A 17,190-nucleotide genomic window follows, 5' to 3' on the forward strand; every position below is an offset into this window, starting at 1 on the left:
CCCCGGGGCCGCCCCCCCCCCCCCCCCCCCCCCCCCCCCCCCCGGCCCCCCCCCCCCCCCCCCCCCCCCCCCCCCCCGCCCCCCCCGGGGGGGGGGCCCCGTCGCCGTGTGGCAGCGCGGCGGGGCCGTCGCCGTGTGGCAGCGCGGCGGGGCCGCCGTCGTGCGCAGCGCAGGCACTACTCCGGGCGCGTCGGCCCGGGCTCGGCCCCCGGGTCCGGGTCGGCCGGGGGCACCTGGGGGATCTCGGTGGTGTCGCGCCGGACGGGCGGCAGCGGCTCGACGGCGGGCAGGGCGGCGGTCAGCGCCGGGTCCGGGGCGCGGTAGGCCAGCAGCTGGGGGAAGCGCCTGCTCAGCCCGGCCACCCCGAGGCCGCAGGCCACCGCCCCACCCACCAGGGCCAGGCCGGGACCGGCCCACTGGCCGGCCGCGCCCATCACGCCGGAGCCCAGCCGCGGCCCGCCGTTGACGGTGACGATGAACAGACCCTGCAGGCGCCCGCGCATGGTGTCCGGGGCGGCCACCTGCAGGATCGTAGAGCGGTAGATGCTGCCCACGGAGTCCACGGCCCCGGCGACCATCAGGCCGATCAGGGCCAGGATCAGCCCGGTCCAGGCGGCCGCGGAGCCCCGTTCGGTCCCGGCCTGGACCCACCACATGGCCAGGCCCGCCCACAGCATCCCCGCGGTCCAGCCCGCGTAGGTCCAGGTCAGGGCCCGGCCCTGAGCCCGCACCCGCACGGCCCGCCCGGACAGCACGGTGCCCAGGAAGGCGCCCAGCGTCATGGTCCCGGACAGCAGCCCGGCCACGGCCTCGCTGCCGCCGACCACCACCAGCGCCATCGCGGGGAACAGGGCCTGCGGGAACAGGGTGATCATGGCGCACAGGTCCAGTATGAAGGTCATCGCGACCACGGGTGAGCTGCGCACGAAGCGCAGCCCCTCCACCACGGAGGACAGGCCCCGGGTGGGCTGCTCCTCCCCCTCCGCCTGCTGCGGGACCTGCGGGGGCAGCCGGTACAGGGCCCACAGCCCCACGGTGAAGGTGCCCACGTCCACCAGGTACGTCCAGCCGTAGCCGACGGCGGCGACCAGGAAGCCGCCGAGCATGGGGCCCAGGGTCAGGGCGACGGTGCTGGCGGACATGTTCAGGGCGTTGGCCGCCGGCAGCCTCTTCAGCCCGACGATGTTGGGGATGATGGCCCCGCGCGCGGCCTGGTTGATGGGGTGCAGCAGGGACTGCAGGGCGATCAGCCCGTAGAGCACGGCGATGCTGTCCAGGCGCAGGAACGCCTGCGCGGCGATGAGCCCGGTGAGCACCCACAGGCCCAGCGACGCGGCCAGGGCCACGCGGCGTCGGTCCCGGGTGTCGGCCAGGACCCCGCCCCACAGCCCGCCGAAGATCAGCGGGAGCACGGAGACCAGGCCCACAGCGCCCACGGCGAAGGTGGAGCCGGTGATGCGGAAGATCTGCAGGGACACGGCCATCGCGGAGACCTGGAAGCCCAGCACGGAGAAGGCGGTGCCCAGCCACAGCCGCCGGAAATCCGGGTGCTGGCGCAGGGGCGTGAGGTCCATCATGAGGCGGGGCACACGGGAAAGCCTAGCCGAGGGCTGAATCCGGGGCCCGCGGGTACCGTGCGCCCCGGGGCCGGGGGCATGCTGGAGGGGTACGACGTCAACGGTTCGAAAGGCAGGGAATCCCCATGACGGAAGCACCTCTCATCTCCCTGAACGACGGCAACGCCATCCCCCAGCTGGGTTACGGCGTGTGGCAGGTCGAGGACGAGACCGCGGAGAAGGCGGTCCAGCTGGCCCTGGAGGCCGGGTTCCGCCACATCGACACCGCGAAGATCTACGGCAACGAGGAGGGCGTGGGCCGCGGCCTGAAGGCCTCGGACGTGGATGCGCAGGACGTGTGGGTGACCACCAAGCTGTGGAATGACGACCAGGGCTACGACAAGGCCCTGCAGGCCTACGAGGCCTCCGCCAAGCGCCTGGATCTGGGCAAGCCGGTGGACCTGTACCTGATCCACTGGGCCCAGCCGCAGCAGGGCACCTACCTGGAGTCCTGGAAGGCGCTGATCGAGCTGCAGAAGCAGGGCAAGGTCCGCTCCATCGGCGTGTCCAACTTCCCGGAGGAGCAGCTGCGCGAGATCGTGCGGGAGACCGGGGTGGCCCCGGCCGTGCACCAGATCGAGCTGCACCCGCACTTCAACCAGGAGAAGATGCGCGCGGTCGACGAGGAGCTGGGCATCCGCACCGAGGCCTGGTCCCCGCTGGGCCAGGGCGGCGAGGTCCTGAAGGAGAAGGTCATCACCGACATCGCCGAGAAGCACGGGGCCACCGCCGGGCAGGTCGTGATCGCCTGGCACCTGGCCCTGGGCAACATCGTGATCCCCAAGTCCGTGACCCCGGAGCGGATCACGGAGAACTACGGCGCCCTGGACGTGCGCCTGGACGACGAGGATGTGCAGGCCATCAACGGCCTGACCCGCGAGGACGGGCGTCTGGGCAACGATCCCGCGCAGGGGGTCTGAGCCCCCCCTCCGACCGCATCCTGACCCCGGCGGTAACATCCGCCCCATCCCTTGGCCGCCCCGCATCGGCGAGCATACGCTCGAGACACCGACGCGGGGCGGTCTCGCGCATCACCGAAAGGCCTGCACTGTGGAGCATGACGACGCCGTGTACCGCGAGTTCCGCGCCCGCTACGGCCCGCTGCTGGAGCGTCTGAACGACGTCGAGTGGACCCGCCGGGAGGCCCGCTCCCGAATGCTCACGGTGCACCCGGAGATGGATCATCACCTGCTGGATCGGGCGCTGGCGGAGATGAGCTGGCGCAGCGAGCTGCGGCGGGAGGATCCGCTGGGCGGGGTGGTGATCTCCTGTTCCCTGCTGCTGGCGGTCAATGATCTGTTCGACCTCGGGGAGGACCCGGAGTACGCCGTGACCCTGCTGGAGCGGGCGATCTTCCAGGAGATGTCCGCGTTCATGAACCTGCACGGGATCTCCGATGAGGCCGCGGCGCACATCCTGTCTCGGCTGGCGGCCAGCAACCGCTTCCTCGCCGAGTATCCGCGCACCACCCTCACCCAGGAGGAGTACCGGGGGTTCCTGCGGGACATCCCGGAGTATCTGCGGGAGCTGTCCGCGGCGAAGGACGGCCGCTGGCCGGTCTCGGATGCGCTGATCCGCGAGCGCATCGGTGAGGGCTCCTGGACGCGGGCGCTGCTGGCGGTGGGCATGTCCCCGGAGGAGCGCTACGCCGCGGACGGCACGGACCTGATCCCGGATTACACGGAGGCGCGCTTCCGCAGCGCGATGGCAGATTTCTTCACGTTCTGCATCCGCACGGATCGGATTCCGCACGCGCTGCTGTATGGGCGATGGGCGGCCAGCGGCTCCCGCTCGCGGGTGCCGCGGCCGAATCTGGCGACGGTGCGCCACCAGTTCGGCTCCTGGTCTCAGGCGATCGCGCACGGGCGGGAGCTGATCAACTCCAGCGATCCGGCTCAGGCGGATCCCCGGTACGAGGAGCACTGGGTGGGGCCGTGGACGCAGCCCACCCCGGTGGTCTCCCCCTCGGGAGGGCGTGCGGCGTGGAGTGTGAGCAGCTGGACGGATCGGGGCATCGGCGTCGTCGGGCATCTGCGCGCGGAGCCGGGTGAGACCTCCGAAGCGGACGCCGAGGCGGCGTGGGAGGAGCTGGTCGGGGAGATCGCCCAGGCGGTGCGGGATCTGCCGTGGAACCACTTCCTGACGGTGGAGTACGAGACGGGCAACAACCTGGACGAGGCGCCGTTCGCGCAGGCCTTCACGGGACCTGCGGGGGTGGAGGTGACACTGGTCTCGGAGCGGTTCCTGCCGGCGATCGTGTGGCCGATCGACGACGCGCATCTGCAGCGCACGGGGTGGACGGCCCCGGACGAGTCCCAGCCGCATTGGCGCCAGGGGCGCCTGGAGCCGGAGGCGGCGGCCCGGACCCTGGTGGATGGGCTGCGCCACGGGCGGGACTGCTCGGATCCGTACAGCTTCCGGTGGGGTTCGGGGGCGGTCTACGCTGAGGATCAGCACAGAGCCGAGACGGACCTCAGGAGATGATCGGGTGAGCTGCGCCCCGCTGACCGGACCCGTGCCGCGACCGGAGGGGCACCGCCGGGGCTCTCCGGAGTTCACGCGGATGCTGATCGCGATGTTCTGCGCAGGGGTCGCGACGTTCGCGCAGCTGTACTCGCCGCAGGCGGTGCTGCCGTCGATCGCCCGGGATTTGGGGGTGGAGGCGGCCTCGGCGGCGCTGATGGTCTCGGCGGGCACCTTGGGACTGGCCCTGTTCGCCCTGCCGTGGACGTATCTGGCGGATCGGTGGGGCAAGGTCCGGGCGATGGAGATCGCGGTCGTCGCGGCGACCGTGCTGGGGCTGGTGATCCCGTGGATCCCGCACTTCGGGACGGTGCTGGTGCTGCGCCTGGCGCAGGGCGCGGCCCTGGCGGGGATGGCGGCCTTGGCGGTGTCCTACATCAGCGAGGAGACGCACGCGCTGCACGCCGGGGCCGCGACGGGTCTGTACGTGGCCGGGACCTCACTGGGCGGGTTGGCCGGCCGGCTGATCTCGGGGCCGATGGCGGAGGTGACGAGAAGCTGGCGGGTCGCGGTCATGACGGTGTCCGTGCTGGCGGGGGCGGCCGCGGTGGCGTTCATCGTGCTGGTGCCTCGGGCCCGGCGGTTCGTGCCGGTGCCGCCGGAGGGGGCGCTGCGGGAGACGGCCCATCGGATCGGGCTGCAGCTGCGCAACCCGGCGATGCTGAGCCTGTTCCTGCTGGCGTTCATCCTGATGGGCGCGTTCGTCACGGTGTACAACTACGTGGGCTTCACCCTGGAGGCCCCGCCGTATCTGCTGTCTCCGAGCGTGATCGCCCTGCTGTTCCTGGCGTACCTGTCCGGGACGTTCGCTTCGACGACGGCCGCGCGGTTCAGCGCCCGCTTCGGACGGCTGCACGTGGTGGGCGCGTGCGTGGCGGTGATGCTGGTGGGGATCGGGCTGACGCTGACGCGGCCGCTGTGGCTGATCGTGGTGGGGCTGGTGCTGCTGACCATGGGGTTCTTCGCGGCGCATTCGGTGGCCTCGGGGTGGGCCGGTCTGGAGGCCGGGGTGGCGAAGGCCCAGGGCACGGCCCTGTACAACGTCTTCTACTATGCGGGTTCCGCGCTGGTGGGCTGGGTCGGCGGGTTCTTCTATGCGGCCGGCGGGTGGCTGGCCACGGGCCTGTTCTGCGCGGGGCTGCTGGTGGTGGGTTCTGCGGTGGCCTGCCCGGTGCTGCATCGGACGCTGGTGCGCCGGGCGGGGTGAGCCGTTAGACTGGCTCATCGACGAAGGGGAGTAGTTCCCATCCGCCGCGGTGTCCGCGGCGGTGGCGGTGCGTCGACACACTGGATCCGGTGTTCGGGTCCCGGTGCCCCACCCGTCACCTCGTGCCGTGCGCGCGGGGTGCGGGCGAGCGAGACCTTCGTCCCACTGACCGATCCCGGCCCGCGCCGCACCCCCGCGGGGTGTGCCCGGGCCTCGTTCAGGGCCGTGTCCTCCCCCGCCGTCCGGTGCGTGTGCGCCGTCGTCCGGGGTCGTCGCCCGGCCCGGAAGGCGAGACCGCCATGGACCGCACCGATTCCCAGCAGCCCCTCCCCCACTCCGCGCAGGAGCCGACGCCGCTCCCCCATCCTGTCGGCGACCCCGCGGACCCCGCCGATCCGGCGGGGCACGCGCATCACGCGGTGGGCGAGCCGTCGAAGGCGCAGATCCGGCGGTGGCGGCGGTATCTGGCGGATGAGATCGCGGAGGCGAACCTGTACCGCGGCCTGGCCCGGCACGCCACGGGCCGGGAGGCGGAGATCCTGGAGCAGGTGGCCGAGGCGGAGGGCCGGCATCGGGAGCACTGGGTGCAGATGCTCGGTGAGCATGCCGAGCCGATGCCGCGGCCATCGGTGGGTTCGGCGTTCCTGCAGTTCCTGGCCCGGCGCTTCGGCTCGGTGTTCGTGCTGGCGCTGGCGCAGCGGGCGGAGGGGCGTTCCCCGTATGCGGAGGACCCAGATGCCACGGATGCGATGGCCGCGGATGAGGCGGTCCATGAGGAGATCATCCGGGCGCTGGCCACGAATGGGAGGGAGAAGCTGTCCGGGAACTTCCGGGCGGCGGTGTTCGGTGCCAATGACGGACTGGTCTCGAATGTCTCGCTGATCATGGGGATCGGCGCGTCGGGGGCGAGCTCGCAGATGGTGCTGTTCTCCGGGTTAGCGGGGCTGCTGGCGGGGGGCCTGTCCATGGGGGCCGGGGAGTTCGTGTCGGTGCGGTCTCAGCGGGAGCTGCTGGATGCTTCCCGTCCGACGCAGGTGACGCTGCGGGTGGCGGATGATCTGGACATCGACGAGAACGAGCTGGAGCTGATCTATCGGGCTCGGGGGATGTCCGAGGAGGCGGCCAGGCATCGGGCGCTGGAGCGGTTCGGACACTTCGACTGCGACTGCGATCCGTCCCTGTCCCATCGGGATGACGCGGAGGAGGAGTCCGCGGAGAATGTGGTGTTGGGCACGGATCTGGGTGCGGCGGCGTCGAGCTTCTGCTTCTTCGCCTCGGGTGCGGTGATCCCGATCCTGCCGTACCTGCTGGGGATGACGGGGGTGTGGGCGATGGTGTTGTCCCTGGTCCTGGTGGGGGTGGCCCTGCTGGGCACGGGTGGCGTGGTGGGTCTGCTGTCCGGGGCGTCCCCGGCGAAGCGGGGTCTGCGGCAGCTGGGGATCGGCTACGGTGCGGCGTTGGCCACGTATCTGCTGGGCCTGCTGTTCGGGACGACCGTTGGTGGGTAGCGGATCCCTTGCTATCCTAGGCCCTGCAGTGCCCGCATGACGGCGCCCGTCGTCCTCGCCGGTTGCCGCGGCGGCAGCCGCACCCGTGACCCATGATGATCTACTCGTTTCCTTTGGGGGGAATACGAAACCACCTCTGTCTCTCGCCGCCAGCTCGCCAAGGGCGCCCCCTGGTCCGTGCCCGTCGTGGCCGCCGCCTCCGCCGTCCCGGCCATGGCCGCCAGCCAGGACCAAGCACATGCCAGTGTCTGCAAGATCTTCACCGGAGACGGTTATCGGCCCCTCGCGGCTCAGCATGACGTTTACTTCACCTTTGGATCAGATGCCCCGGGTGGGTCCATCCCCAAGGGCACGGTATTCACCTTCGCATTCACCCTCTCTGGTGGACAGACAATGGAGGTTCCTCAGATGTACCCCACGTCCGGCCAGACCAGTGGGGGTCTCGCCAGCACTACCATCTCGCCCTCAAGCGGGACTTCAGCTACTGCATTCACCATGACCGTAACCTTCAATCGGGATGCGTCAGCGAGTGATCTGCAGAATACTATGAACTGTGAGATCGGTGTCAAGTGAACGACTGACTCTGAAATCGCTCCCGAGACCACCGTTACAGTGAATATGCGCTCGTCCGGTCAGCAGGTTAAGCCTGCATCGGGTTCTCTATCTTGGAAGGTTCCACAGCGAATGCCCGTTGCCACCAACAGGACGGGCCGCACACCTCTGATCTACCTCAGTAAGAGCGGATCCCAGACCTGCTACCCGGAGACACGCTTTACGCTCAACGGTTCCTCCACGCGCAGGGAATGCGCGGAGAGCGGGACGATCAACAGCACCTCTGCCATCTATCCTGGTGGTCGGTGCGTTGCAGTCTCCAATATAGGGACGTCCGGCCAGTATAGTCACCCTCCGGTCTGCTGACTGGCATCTCTTTCAGCGGAAGGCCCCGCATCGCATCCCGCGGTGCGGGGCCTTCCGCTTTCCACCACCCAAACCGTCATCTACGTGGCTTGTCGGGCTCCCAGAACGCACGCCAGCGACGGTTCGGCGCGATCCACGGGCACGGAGAACGCCGAGCCGTCATCCACGTGGTCTCAGACGGGCTGAGAACCCACGCGGATGACGGCTCGGCGTCGTCGTGCTGGAGGGAGGCTCTCGCCTACTTGCCGGCGAAGATCTCCCGCATCAGCTCGGCGGCCTGGGACGGGGTCTTGCCGACCTTCACGCCCGCGGCCTCCAGGGCCTCCTTCTTGGCTTCCGCGGTGCCGGAGGAACCGGACACGATGGCGCCCGCGTGCCCCATGGTCTTGCCCTCCGGGGCGGTGAAGCCCGCGACGTAGCCGACCACCGGCTTGGTCACGTGCTCCTTGATGTACTCCGCGGCGCGCTCCTCCGCGTCCCCGCCGATCTCGCCGATCATCACGATCGCCTCGGTCTCCGGGTCCGCCTCGAAGGCCTCCAGGGCGTCGATGTGCGTGGTCCCGATGACCGGGTCCCCGCCGATGCCGATCGCGGTGGTGAACCCGATGTCCCGCAGCTCGAACATCATCTGGTAGGTCAGGGTGCCGGACTTGGAGACCAGCCCGATCTTCCCCTTGCCCGTGATGTTCGCCGGGGTGATGCCCACCAGGCACTCCTCCGGGGTGATGATCCCGGGGCAGTTCGGCCCGATGATGCGGGTCTTCGGCTTCCCGTCCGCCCCGGCGTTGGCCTTGGCGTGCGCCCAGAACTCCGCGGAATCCTGCACGGGGATGCCCTCGGTGATCACCACGACCAGCGGGACCTCGGCGTCGATCGCCTCGATCACGGCGTCCTTGGTGAAGGCCGGCGGCACGAACACGATCGAGACGTCCGCCCCGGTCTCGGCCACCGCCTCCTTGACGGTGCCGAACACGGGCAGCTCGACGTCGGCGCCGTCCTTGGTCTTGTGGGACACCGTGGTCCCGGCCTTGCGGGCGTTCACGCCGCCGACCACCTGGGTGCCGGCCGCCAGCATCCGCGCGGTGTGCTTGGTGCCCTCGCCGCCGGTGATGCCCTGAACGATGACCTTGGAGTCCTTGTTCACGAAGATAGACATGTTTTCCTTCTCGTTACCTGGAAGTGCTTCGGCGAGTGCTCAGGCCTGGTGGGCCAGCTCGGCGGCCTTGTCGGCGCCCTCGTCCATGGTCTTGGCCTGGGTGACCAGCGGGTGGTTCGCCTCATCCAGGATGCGGCGCCCCTCCTCCACGTTGTTCCCGTCCAGGCGCACCACCAGCGGCTTGGTGGCCTGATCGCCCAGGATCTCCAGGGCCTTCACGATGCCGTTGGCGACGGCGTCGCACGCGGTGATCCCGCCGAACACGTTCACGAACACGGACTTCACCTGGGCGTCGTTCAGGATCACGTCCAGGCCGTTGGCCATGACCTCCGCGGAGGCGCCGCCGCCGATGTCCAGGAAGTTCGCCGGCTTCACATCGCCGTGGTTCTCCCCGGCGTAGGCGACGACGTCCAGGGTGGACATGACCAGCCCGGCGCCGTTGCCGATGATGCCGACCTCCCCGTCCAGCTTGACGTAGTTGAGGTCGTTCTCCTTGGCCTTGGCCTCCAGCGGATCCGCGGCGGCCTTGTCCTCCAGAGCAGCGTGATCCTCGTGGCGGAACTCGGCGTTGTCGTCCAGGGAGACCTTGCCGTCCAGGGCCAGGATCTGCCCGTCGCCGGTCTTCACCAGCGGGTTGACCTCCACCAGGGTCGCGTCCTCGGCGGCGTAGACCTCACCGAGCTTCACGATGACGGCGGCGACCTTCTCGCGCAGCTCCTCCGGGAACCCGGCGGTGGACACGATCTCCAGGGCCTTCTCCTGGGTGAGGCCTGCGGCCGGGTCCACCTCGACGCGGGCCAGCGCCTCGGGGCGCTCGGCGGCCAGCTGCTCGATCTCCATGCCGCCCTCCACGGAGCACATGGCCAGGTAGGTGCGGTTGGCCCGGTCCAGCAGCACGGAGAAGTAGTACTCCTCGGCGATGTCCGCGCCCTGGGCGATCATCACGCGCTTGACGGTGTGGCCCTTGATGTCCATCCCCAGGATCTGGGAGGCGTACTCGCGGGCCTCCTCCGGGGTCTTGGCGACCTTCACGCCGCCGGCCTTGCCGCGTCCGCCCACCTTGACCTGGGCCTTGACGACGGTGACGCCGCCGATCTTCTCGGCGGCGGCCTGAGCTTCTTCGGGAGTCTCGGCGACGATCCCCTGCAGCACGGGCACCCCGTGCTTCTCGAAGAGGTCGCGCGCCTGGTATTCGAACAGGTCCACGGGTCTGTGTCCTTCTTCCTCGAAGTCGTGCCGGGAACCGCGGAACCGGGCGCCCGGCTTGATCTGTCGTGGAGCTCTCGCGCCGGGCCCGCACGGATGCGGCGGGCGTCACGGGGCTCCCCACAGTGAGCCTATCCCACCCGACCGTGACGCCCCTAACCTGGGGGTGGGGCCCCTCCCCCTCCGCCCGCTCGCGACCCGGCGCTCCCGTACCCAAACGCCTCCTCCCCGCAGGTGAGGCGGCGCGTCCGTTCCCAAACGCCCCACCCCACCCACGCGAGACGGCGCACCCGTTCCCAAGATCGGCGTCTATGGGAACGAATGCGCCGGGTCGGTGAGGATCAGGGGGGGGGAGCACGGACCCCGGGACGATGCCCGGGGCTAGTCCAGGGGTTCGATGGGCGCGTAGCGCAGCAGCAGCCGCTTCTCCTCCGCGCCGAAGCGCACCTTCGCGACCGTCTTGTCTCCGGAGCCCTCCAGGGCGATCACCTTCCCGCGGCCGAAAGTCTTGTGCTGCACGGACTGACCCACGCGCAGCGTCGGGATCTCCTTACCCTGCTGCACCCGGGAGGCCTTCGTGGCGCGGGAGCCCAGGGCCGGGGAGCCGTCGATGTCCCCGGAGAACGCGGCATCAGCGCTGGCCGGGGCGGGCCGACGCCGGGCGGAAGACGACGACGTCGGGCCGGACTCGCGCCCGCCCCAAGACGAGGACTCCGCCCACGAGCCGCCCCGCGAGCGCCCACCGAATCCACCAGACCCGAACCCCGAACCGAACCCGCCGGCCCCGTGCACCGGGGAGCCCCAGCCGGCGCGCATCGAGCCCAGCCGCTTCCACTCCACGAGCTCCTCCGGGATCTCCTCCAGGAACGGCGAGGGCGGGTTGAACTGGGACTGGCCCCACATGGAGCGGGACTCCGCGCGCGTCAGGTACAGCCGGCGCATCGCCCGGGTCAGCCCCACGTAGGCCAGGCGCCGCTCCTCGGACATCTCCGCCTCATCGGTCAGGGCCCGCTGGTGGGGGAACAGCCCGTGCTCCATCCCGGTGAGGAACACCACCGGAAACTCCAGGCCCTTCGCGGTGTGCAGGGTCATCAGCGTGACCACACCCTGCTCGCGGGCCTCGGCCACCTCGCGGGCCACCTGGGCCGCGGAGACCCCGCCCTCCCCGTCCTCGTCGGCGGCCTGCGCGCGGGGGCGGTTGGGGATCTGGTCGGCGTCGGCCACCAGGGCCACGTGCTCCAGGAACTCGGCCAGCCCGGCGTCGGGATCCTCCGCCTGGAACTCCCGGACCACGGCCACCAGCTCGTTGAGGTTCTCCACCCGGGACTCGTCCTGCGGGTCCTCCGAGGTGCGCAGCGCCTCCAGGTACCCGCTCTGCTCCAGCACCGCCTCCAGGCAGGTGGCCGGGGACTCGGTGGCCGCGATCTGCGCCAGATCATCCATCATGGACACGAACGCCAGGATCTTCTTCGCCCCGGCCGAACCCAGCCCCGGGGCCTCCTCGGCCCGGCGGGCCGCGGCGAAGAACGAGATCCGCTCCTGCTGCGCCAGATTGGCGATGGCCCCCTCCGAGCGGGCGCCGATGCCGCGCTTGGGCTCGTTGAGGATGCGGCGCACCGTGATGTCGTCGTCCGGGTTGAGCAGGGCGCGCAGGTACGCCAGGGCGTCCTTGATCTCCTTGCGCTCGTAGAAGCGGGTCCCGCCGACCACCCGGTACGGCAGACCCACCCGCATCAGGATCTCCTCCAGGGAGCGGGACTGGGCGTTGGTCCGGTAGAACACCGCCACATCCCCGGCGGCGATGCCCTCCTCATCGCGCAGCCGGTCGATCTCCTCGGCAATGAACCGCGCCTCGGCGTGCTCGTTCTCCGCGACGTAGCCGACGATCGGCTCCCCGTCCCCGGAGGCCGTCCACAGCTTCTTCGGGCGACGCTGCGGGTTGCGCTCGATCACCGCGTTCGCCGCGGAGAGGATGGTCTGGGTGGAGCGGTAGTTCTGCTCCAGCAGGATGGTGCGGGCGTTCGGGTAATCCCGCTCGAAGTCCGTGATGTTGCGGATGTCCGCCCCGCGGAAGGCGTAGATGGACTGATCCGAATCCCCCACCACGGTCAGCTCCGCCGGGCCCGCGGCCTCCGGGTACGGGCTCGCCTTCCCTGCGACCGCACCGTTCGACGACCCGCCCGACGACGCCGCGGCGTCGGCCCCCACCAGCTCCCGCACCAGGGCGTACTGCGCGTGGTTGGTGTCCTGGTACTCGTCCACCAGGATGTGCCGGTAGCGGCGGCGGTAGAACTCCGCGACCTGCGGGAAGGCACGCAGCAGGAAGACGGTCTGGGAGATGAGGTCGTCGAAATCCAGGGCGTCCGCGGCCCGCAGCCGACGGGTGTACTCGCTGTAGATCCGCGCGATCGTGTGATTCCACTCGTCGCCAGGGGACACGGATGCGGCGTTGGCTTCGGCGTCCACCAGCTCGTTCTTCAGCGCGGAGATGCGGTTGAGCACGGCCTTGGGGGCGAAGCGCTTGGAATCCAGCTGCATCTCCTTGGCGATCAGGGCCACCAGCCGCTGGGAGTCCGCGGCGTCGTAGATGGAGAAGCTGGACTTCATCCCCAGGGTCGCGGCCTCCCGACGCAGCACCCGCACGCAGAAGCTGTGGAAGGTGGAGATGGTCATCCGCCGTGCCTTCTCCCCCACCAGCTCGACGACGCGCTCGCGCATCTCCGCGGCGGCCTTGTTGGTGAAGGTGATCGCGAGGATCTGCCCCTCGTGGGCCCGACCGGTGGCCAGCAGGTAGGCGATCCGGTGGGTGAGCACGCGGGTCTTGCCGGAGCCGGCGCCCGCCACGATCAGCAGCGGGGACCCTGCATGCACCACGGCCTCGCGCTGCTGGTCGTTGAGCCCCTCCACGAGGGCCTGCGGATCCGCTCGCGGGGCCGGTTCGGCGGGCCGGGCGGAGGCGTCGGGGCGGAAGAAGGAGGTGTCGCGCAGAAAGTCCATGGCGCCTCCCAGTCTAGGCGAACACGTCTTCGAAGGAACCGCCGATCCACGCCCCCGCCCGACGCCGGCACGCGGGTTCCGCCGCGAAACCGCCCGCCGTGCCCGGGCCCCGGGCCTCCAAGCGTCCGGGCGTGCGGCGGGGCCAGCCGACCGCGGCCATCGCACCATAATGGGGAGCATGGGTATGTCCGAAGGCCAGAAGAAGCGCAGATACGGTGCATCCGCCGTCCCGTCCGGCGGTGAGGGGAATCGGACCCCCGGAACGGCGGGGCGCTCCCGCGGTTCGGCCCAGCCCACGGGCCGCAGCAGCACCCGAACTCCGGTGGCCCCCGGCACCTACCGCCGCGAGGACCTCGCCCCGCGCCCCGGCTCCGGGTCCTCCCTGGGCATCATCATCGGGGTGCTCACGACCATCGCGGTGCTGCTGTTCTGCTACGTGACCTTCCTCGTGCTGCCCGGCATCGGCCGCGCCTACGGGCTGACGCTGCCGGAGCTGCGGATCACGGGCTTCGACCGGGAGCAGATCGCCGCGGCCGCGAGCGCCCTGGGCGATCAGGGTCGGGAGGACTACCGCTGGGTGCACCGCTCCTCGGGTCTGCTGATGCCGCTGTTCATGGCCCTGGCGTGGTTCGCGATGCTGGGGCAGTCCGTGCACACCCGCGCGGTCCGCTGGGCGCTGTGGTCGGTGCCCCTGGCCTTCGCCGTCGTGGTCCTGGCCGGCGGTCACGCGATCGACGCCGCCCTGGCCGATCCCACCGACGGCCCGGTGGCGCTGGCCTCGGGGCTGGTCATCGCCCGGTGGGTGCTCACCGCGGCGCTGCTGGCCCAGGCCGCGTGGATGCTGGCGCACCTGGTGCGCACCAAGCTGGACGCCTTCGCCCGCGGGGAGCTGCCGGGCCAGCAGCCGACCCCCTGACACCGGCACGCGGGCTCAGCCCTCGGAGGCCGTGCGCGGGGAGACGCGCCGGAACAGCAGCGCCAGCACCGCTCCCACCAGCACGGCCGCGGCCGGCAGCAGCATCGCCTGACCCATCGCCGCGGCGTAGCCCTCGTGCAGGAACGACGGCAGCGCTCCATCGGCACCGGCCGCCGCCTCACCCGCACCACCGGCGCCCGCACCGCCCGACGCCGCCCCGACCCCCGGCAGGTGCGCGGCCAGGCGGTTCTGCATCATCATCGCGATCAGCGCAGAGCCCAGCACGGAGCCGACCTGCCGCGTCGTGTTGAACACCCCGGAGCCCGCGCCGGCCCGGGCGGGAGCCAGGTCCCGGGTCGCGGTGATGGAGACCGGGGACCACATGAACGCCCCGCCGACCCCCATGACGAAGCTGGGCACCAACAGCAGCGCCACCGCCGTGTCCGGGTCCATCAGCAGCCAGTACAGCACCAGGCCGACGCCGTTGAGCAACAGCCCGCCCACGGCCATCAGCGGGGCGTTGCGCCCGGTGATGATCCGCCCGACCAGCGGGGCCAGCACCCCGGAGACCACGGCCATCGGCGCCAGCATCAGCGCGGCCTGGGTCGGGCTCATCTGGCGCACCAGCTGCAGGAAAAGCATCAGCGGCAGCGCGAAGGAGGAGATCATCAGCCCCACGAGGGTGATCACGGCGTTGCCCACGGAGAAGTTGCGGTCCCGGAACAGCCCCAGCGGCACCAGCGGCTCGGCGGGGGTCACCCGCTGCCACAGCACGAAGACCGCCAGGATCACCGCCCCGCCGATGATCAGCTCGGGCACCGTCACCGGCCCCCAGATCGGACCCCAGTCGTACCCGTGCCCCTCCTGGATGCCGAACACGAGCAGGAACATCCCGACGGCGCTGAGCAGCACACCCACCCAGTCCATCGAGTGCGCGTGCACGGGCAGGGACGGCACGGCCCGGGCGGCCCGCCAGAACGCGAAGATCCCGACCGGGATGTTGACGAAGAAGATCCACTGCCAACCCAGGGAGTCCACGAGCAGCCCGCCGGCGATGGGCCCGGCCAGATTCGCGACGCCGGCGGTCGCACCCCAGATGCCCAGGGCAGGCCCGCGCCGCTCGGGCGGGAACAGGCGGGTGATGATGGCCATGGTCTGCGGGGTCATGATCGCAGCACCCAAGCCCTGGAAGACACGGGCGAGGATCAGGGAGGCGATGGACCCGGAGAACCCGCACCACAGGGAGGCCAGGGTGAACACGGTGAGCCCGGTCAGGTACAGCCTCTTGGGGCCGAAGCGATCCCCCAGCCGCCCGGTGATCAGCAGCGGCACCGCGTAAGCCAGCAGATAGGCGCTGGTCACCCAGACCACGGCGTTGATGTCCGCGTCCAGGTGGCTCATGATCGCCGGCATCGCGGTGGAGACGATCGTGGCGTCCACCAGGATCATGAAGAACCCGATGACGATGGCCCACAGCGCCCGCCAGGCCTGCGCCGTCTCCGGGTCCCGCCCGGGGGCCGCGGCCCCGCGGGTCCGGCGATGGCGCGGCGGGGTGCTGGCTGGGCTCACGGAGATGCCTTCCTTCGCGGAACGGGAGATCCGGCGTCGGATTCCGGGGCGCGCAGATGCACCGGGGCGCCGAGAGGCTGGCGGAGAGTGCCCCCGAGTGGATTCGAACCACCGACACCGGCTTTAGGAGAGCCGTGCTCTATCCCCTGAGCTACGAGGGCGCGGATGCCCACTCTACCCGCCCCGCCTTTCCCCCGCGGAATCCCCTCCGGGTCCGCGTGCCAGACTGGTGGGCATGGCTGTGCTGATCGATCCCCCGTTGTGGCCGGCCCACGGCACCGTCTTCTCCCACCTGGTCTCGGACCGGGATCTGACCGAGCTGCACGCACTGGCCGCGGCCGCGGGGATCAGTCCGCGGGCCTTCGACCGGGACCACTACGACGTCCCCGCCCACCGCCGCCAGGAGCTGATCGAGCTGGGGGCTCAGCCGGTCAGCGCGGCGCAGCTGACCCGCCGCCTGCGCGCCAGCGGCCTGCGCATCCCGGCCCGGGAGCGCCCGGAGCGGATCCGCGCGGGGCTGCTGCGCGCCTGGGATCGGGCCTTCCCGGCCTGGGCCGGACACGGCGGCGCGCTGCTGGCCCGGTGGGAGGAGGAGCATCGGGCCTATCACGACTCGGTGCACCTGCGGGAGGTCCTGGAGCGCCTCGACGGGCCGCTGGCCCCCGAGCGGGAGAAGGATCGGACGGTGCTGGCGCTGGCCGCCTGGTACCACGACGCCGTGTACCGGGGCGCTCCGGGAGCGGATGAGCAGGACAGCGCCGCCCTCCTGGAGGAGGAGGCGCGGCACCTGCCGACGGGCGAGGGGGCGCCGTCGTCGGAGACCGTGCGCCGGGCGGCCGCCCTGGTCCGCGCCACGGCCGCCCACGCCCGCTCGGCGGAGGCGGACCCGCTGTGGCCGGCGCTGCATGACGCGGACCTGGGGATCCTGGCCGCGGACCTCGGGCGCTACCGGCGCTACGTCGAGGGGGTGCGCCGAGAGTACGCGCACGTGCCGGAAGGGCAGTTCCGCACCCGCCGGGCGATGATCCTGCGGGAGCTGATCGGCGGGCCCCACGTGTTCCTGACCCCCGCGGGGCGGGCGCGGTGGGAGGAGGCGGCCCGAGCCAACGTGAACCGGGAGCTGGCCGAGTTGGAGGGAGGGTCCGCCCCCGAGGCTCAGCGGCCCCGGCGGCGGTAGAGGATTCGGGAGCCCAGCAGCCCCAGGATGATGCCCACGCCCCCGACGATCGAGACCCACATGGCGGGGTTGCCGAGGCTCAGGGACAGCAGCAGCCCGATGACGATGCCGGGCACCGCGCCGGCCACCATGCCGACGGCCATGTAGAGGAATTCCTGGTCGCTGCGGGACTTCGGGGGTTCGAACTGGGTGGACATGGTCCTCATGGTAGTCGGGCCCGCCGTCGGGCGAAGACGACGACAGCGGCTCCCGCTGGTCGTCGAGAGCCGCTGCGCGCTCCGCCTCAGGGACCCTCGCGGGCCCGGGCGGAAGGGGTGGGATCCGTGCCGCGCACCGGGCGCGGGAGGGACCCCGGGGAGGAAAGCGTCGGGCCCCGCGTCCGGATATGTGCCGGACG

Annotated in this window: 12 protein-coding genes and 1 tRNA gene; 6 read left to right on the forward strand and 7 right to left on the reverse strand. The window is 71.1% G+C overall.

The window, feature by feature from the left end; genetic code table 11:
- Positions 1-176: 176 nt before the first annotated feature.
- Positions 177-1,589 (reverse strand): MFS transporter, encoded by a 1,413-nt coding sequence (locus NQ707_RS09240; RefSeq protein ID WP_404435564.1) that lies wholly within the window; start codon positions 1,587-1,589, stop codon positions 177-179.
- A gap of 113 nt (positions 1,590-1,702) precedes the next feature.
- Here NQ707_RS09240 and NQ707_RS09245 point away from each other — a divergent pair, with 113 nt between their 5' ends.
- The 4 genes from NQ707_RS09245 (at position 1,703) to NQ707_RS09260 (ending at position 6,854) form a co-directional block, all read left to right on the forward strand.
- Positions 1,703-2,536 carry an aldo/keto reductase gene (locus tag NQ707_RS09245; RefSeq protein ID WP_279752042.1) on the forward strand — a complete coding sequence of 278 codons (834 nt, stop codon included), beginning with the start codon at positions 1,703-1,705 and terminating at the stop codon, positions 2,534-2,536.
- Between the two features lie 130 nt (positions 2,537-2,666).
- On the forward strand, positions 2,667-4,100 hold the full coding sequence (locus NQ707_RS09250) for a TY-Chap domain-containing protein (RefSeq protein WP_196825932.1): 1,434 nt from the start codon (positions 2,667-2,669) through the stop codon (positions 4,098-4,100).
- Positions 4,101-4,104: 4 nt separating this feature from the next.
- Positions 4,105-5,346: an MFS transporter gene (locus NQ707_RS09255; protein WP_331279312.1), complete on the forward strand. Its 1,242-nt coding sequence runs from the start codon at positions 4,105-4,107 to the stop codon at positions 5,344-5,346.
- 299 nt (positions 5,347-5,645) lie between these two features.
- Complete coding sequence (locus NQ707_RS09260; RefSeq protein ID WP_081275350.1) at positions 5,646-6,854, forward strand: VIT1/CCC1 family protein; 1,209 nt, start codon at positions 5,646-5,648, stop codon at positions 6,852-6,854.
- Positions 6,855-8,010: 1,156 nt separating this feature from the next.
- Here NQ707_RS09260 and sucD read toward each other — a convergent pair.
- From sucD to NQ707_RS09275, 3 genes are all read right to left on the reverse strand, one after another.
- Positions 8,011-8,928, reverse strand: coding sequence for a succinate--CoA ligase subunit alpha (sucD, locus tag NQ707_RS09265; protein WP_055684271.1), 918 nt, complete (start codon positions 8,926-8,928; stop codon positions 8,011-8,013).
- A gap of 39 nt (positions 8,929-8,967) precedes the next feature.
- Positions 8,968-10,134 (reverse strand): ADP-forming succinate--CoA ligase subunit beta, encoded by a 1,167-nt coding sequence (gene sucC, locus NQ707_RS09270; RefSeq protein ID WP_058731405.1) that lies wholly within the window; start codon positions 10,132-10,134, stop codon positions 8,968-8,970.
- 381 nt (positions 10,135-10,515) lie between these two features.
- Positions 10,516-13,131 (reverse strand): UvrD-helicase domain-containing protein, encoded by a 2,616-nt coding sequence (locus tag NQ707_RS09275; RefSeq protein WP_404435568.1) that lies wholly within the window; start codon positions 13,129-13,131, stop codon positions 10,516-10,518.
- A gap of 322 nt (positions 13,132-13,453) precedes the next feature.
- Here NQ707_RS09275 and NQ707_RS09280 point away from each other — a divergent pair, with 322 nt between their 5' ends.
- Positions 13,454-14,047 carry a hypothetical protein gene (locus NQ707_RS09280; RefSeq protein WP_058730417.1) on the forward strand — a complete coding sequence of 198 codons (594 nt, stop codon included), beginning with the start codon at positions 13,454-13,456 and terminating at the stop codon, positions 14,045-14,047.
- A gap of 15 nt (positions 14,048-14,062) precedes the next feature.
- On the opposite strand, the gene NQ707_RS09285 is transcribed toward NQ707_RS09280, so the two are convergent.
- Positions 14,063-15,616: a DHA2 family efflux MFS transporter permease subunit gene (locus NQ707_RS09285; protein WP_058730418.1), complete on the reverse strand. Its 1,554-nt coding sequence runs from the start codon at positions 15,614-15,616 to the stop codon at positions 14,063-14,065.
- Positions 15,617-15,704: 88 nt separating this feature from the next.
- Positions 15,705-15,777, reverse strand: a tRNA-Arg gene (locus NQ707_RS09290).
- A 74-nt stretch (positions 15,778-15,851) separates the two neighbouring features.
- On the opposite strand from NQ707_RS09290, the gene NQ707_RS09295 reads away from it, so the two are divergent.
- Positions 15,852-16,793 (forward strand): DUF4031 domain-containing protein, encoded by a 942-nt coding sequence (locus NQ707_RS09295; RefSeq protein ID WP_055684266.1) that lies wholly within the window; start codon positions 15,852-15,854, stop codon positions 16,791-16,793.
- Here the strand turns inward: NQ707_RS09295 and NQ707_RS09300 are convergent.
- Positions 16,772-16,990, reverse strand: coding sequence for a hypothetical protein (locus NQ707_RS09300; RefSeq protein WP_055684265.1), 219 nt, complete (start codon positions 16,988-16,990; stop codon positions 16,772-16,774). The two genes, NQ707_RS09295 and NQ707_RS09300, sit on opposite strands and share 22 nt — an antisense overlap.
- Positions 16,991-17,190: the final 200 nt, after the last annotated feature.

Source organism: Rothia sp. BD8 (assembly GCF_044878465.1).
In the GTDB taxonomy this organism is placed as follows: domain Bacteria; phylum Actinomycetota; class Actinomycetes; order Actinomycetales; family Micrococcaceae; genus Rothia; species Rothia kristinae.

Excerpts from the sequence above, each read along its gene's own strand:
- NQ707_RS09245 (WP_279752042.1), top strand. The coding sequence starts at position 1,703 with ATGACGGAAGCACCTCTCATCTCCCTGAACGACGGCAACGCCATCCCC.
- sucD (WP_055684271.1), bottom strand. The coding sequence starts at position 8,928 with ATGTCTATCTTCGTGAACAAGGACTCCAAGGTCATCGTTCAGGGCATC.
- NQ707_RS09295 (WP_055684266.1), top strand. The coding sequence starts at position 15,852 with ATGGCTGTGCTGATCGATCCCCCGTTGTGGCCGGCCCACGGCACCGTC.
- NQ707_RS09300 (WP_055684265.1), bottom strand. The coding sequence starts at position 16,990 with ATGTCCACCCAGTTCGAACCCCCGAAGTCCCGCAGCGACCAGGAATTC.
- NQ707_RS09260 (WP_081275350.1), top strand. The coding sequence starts at position 5,646 with ATGGACCGCACCGATTCCCAGCAGCCCCTCCCCCACTCCGCGCAGGAG.
- NQ707_RS09275 (WP_404435568.1), bottom strand. The coding sequence starts at position 13,131 with ATGGACTTTCTGCGCGACACCTCCTTCTTCCGCCCCGACGCCTCCGCC.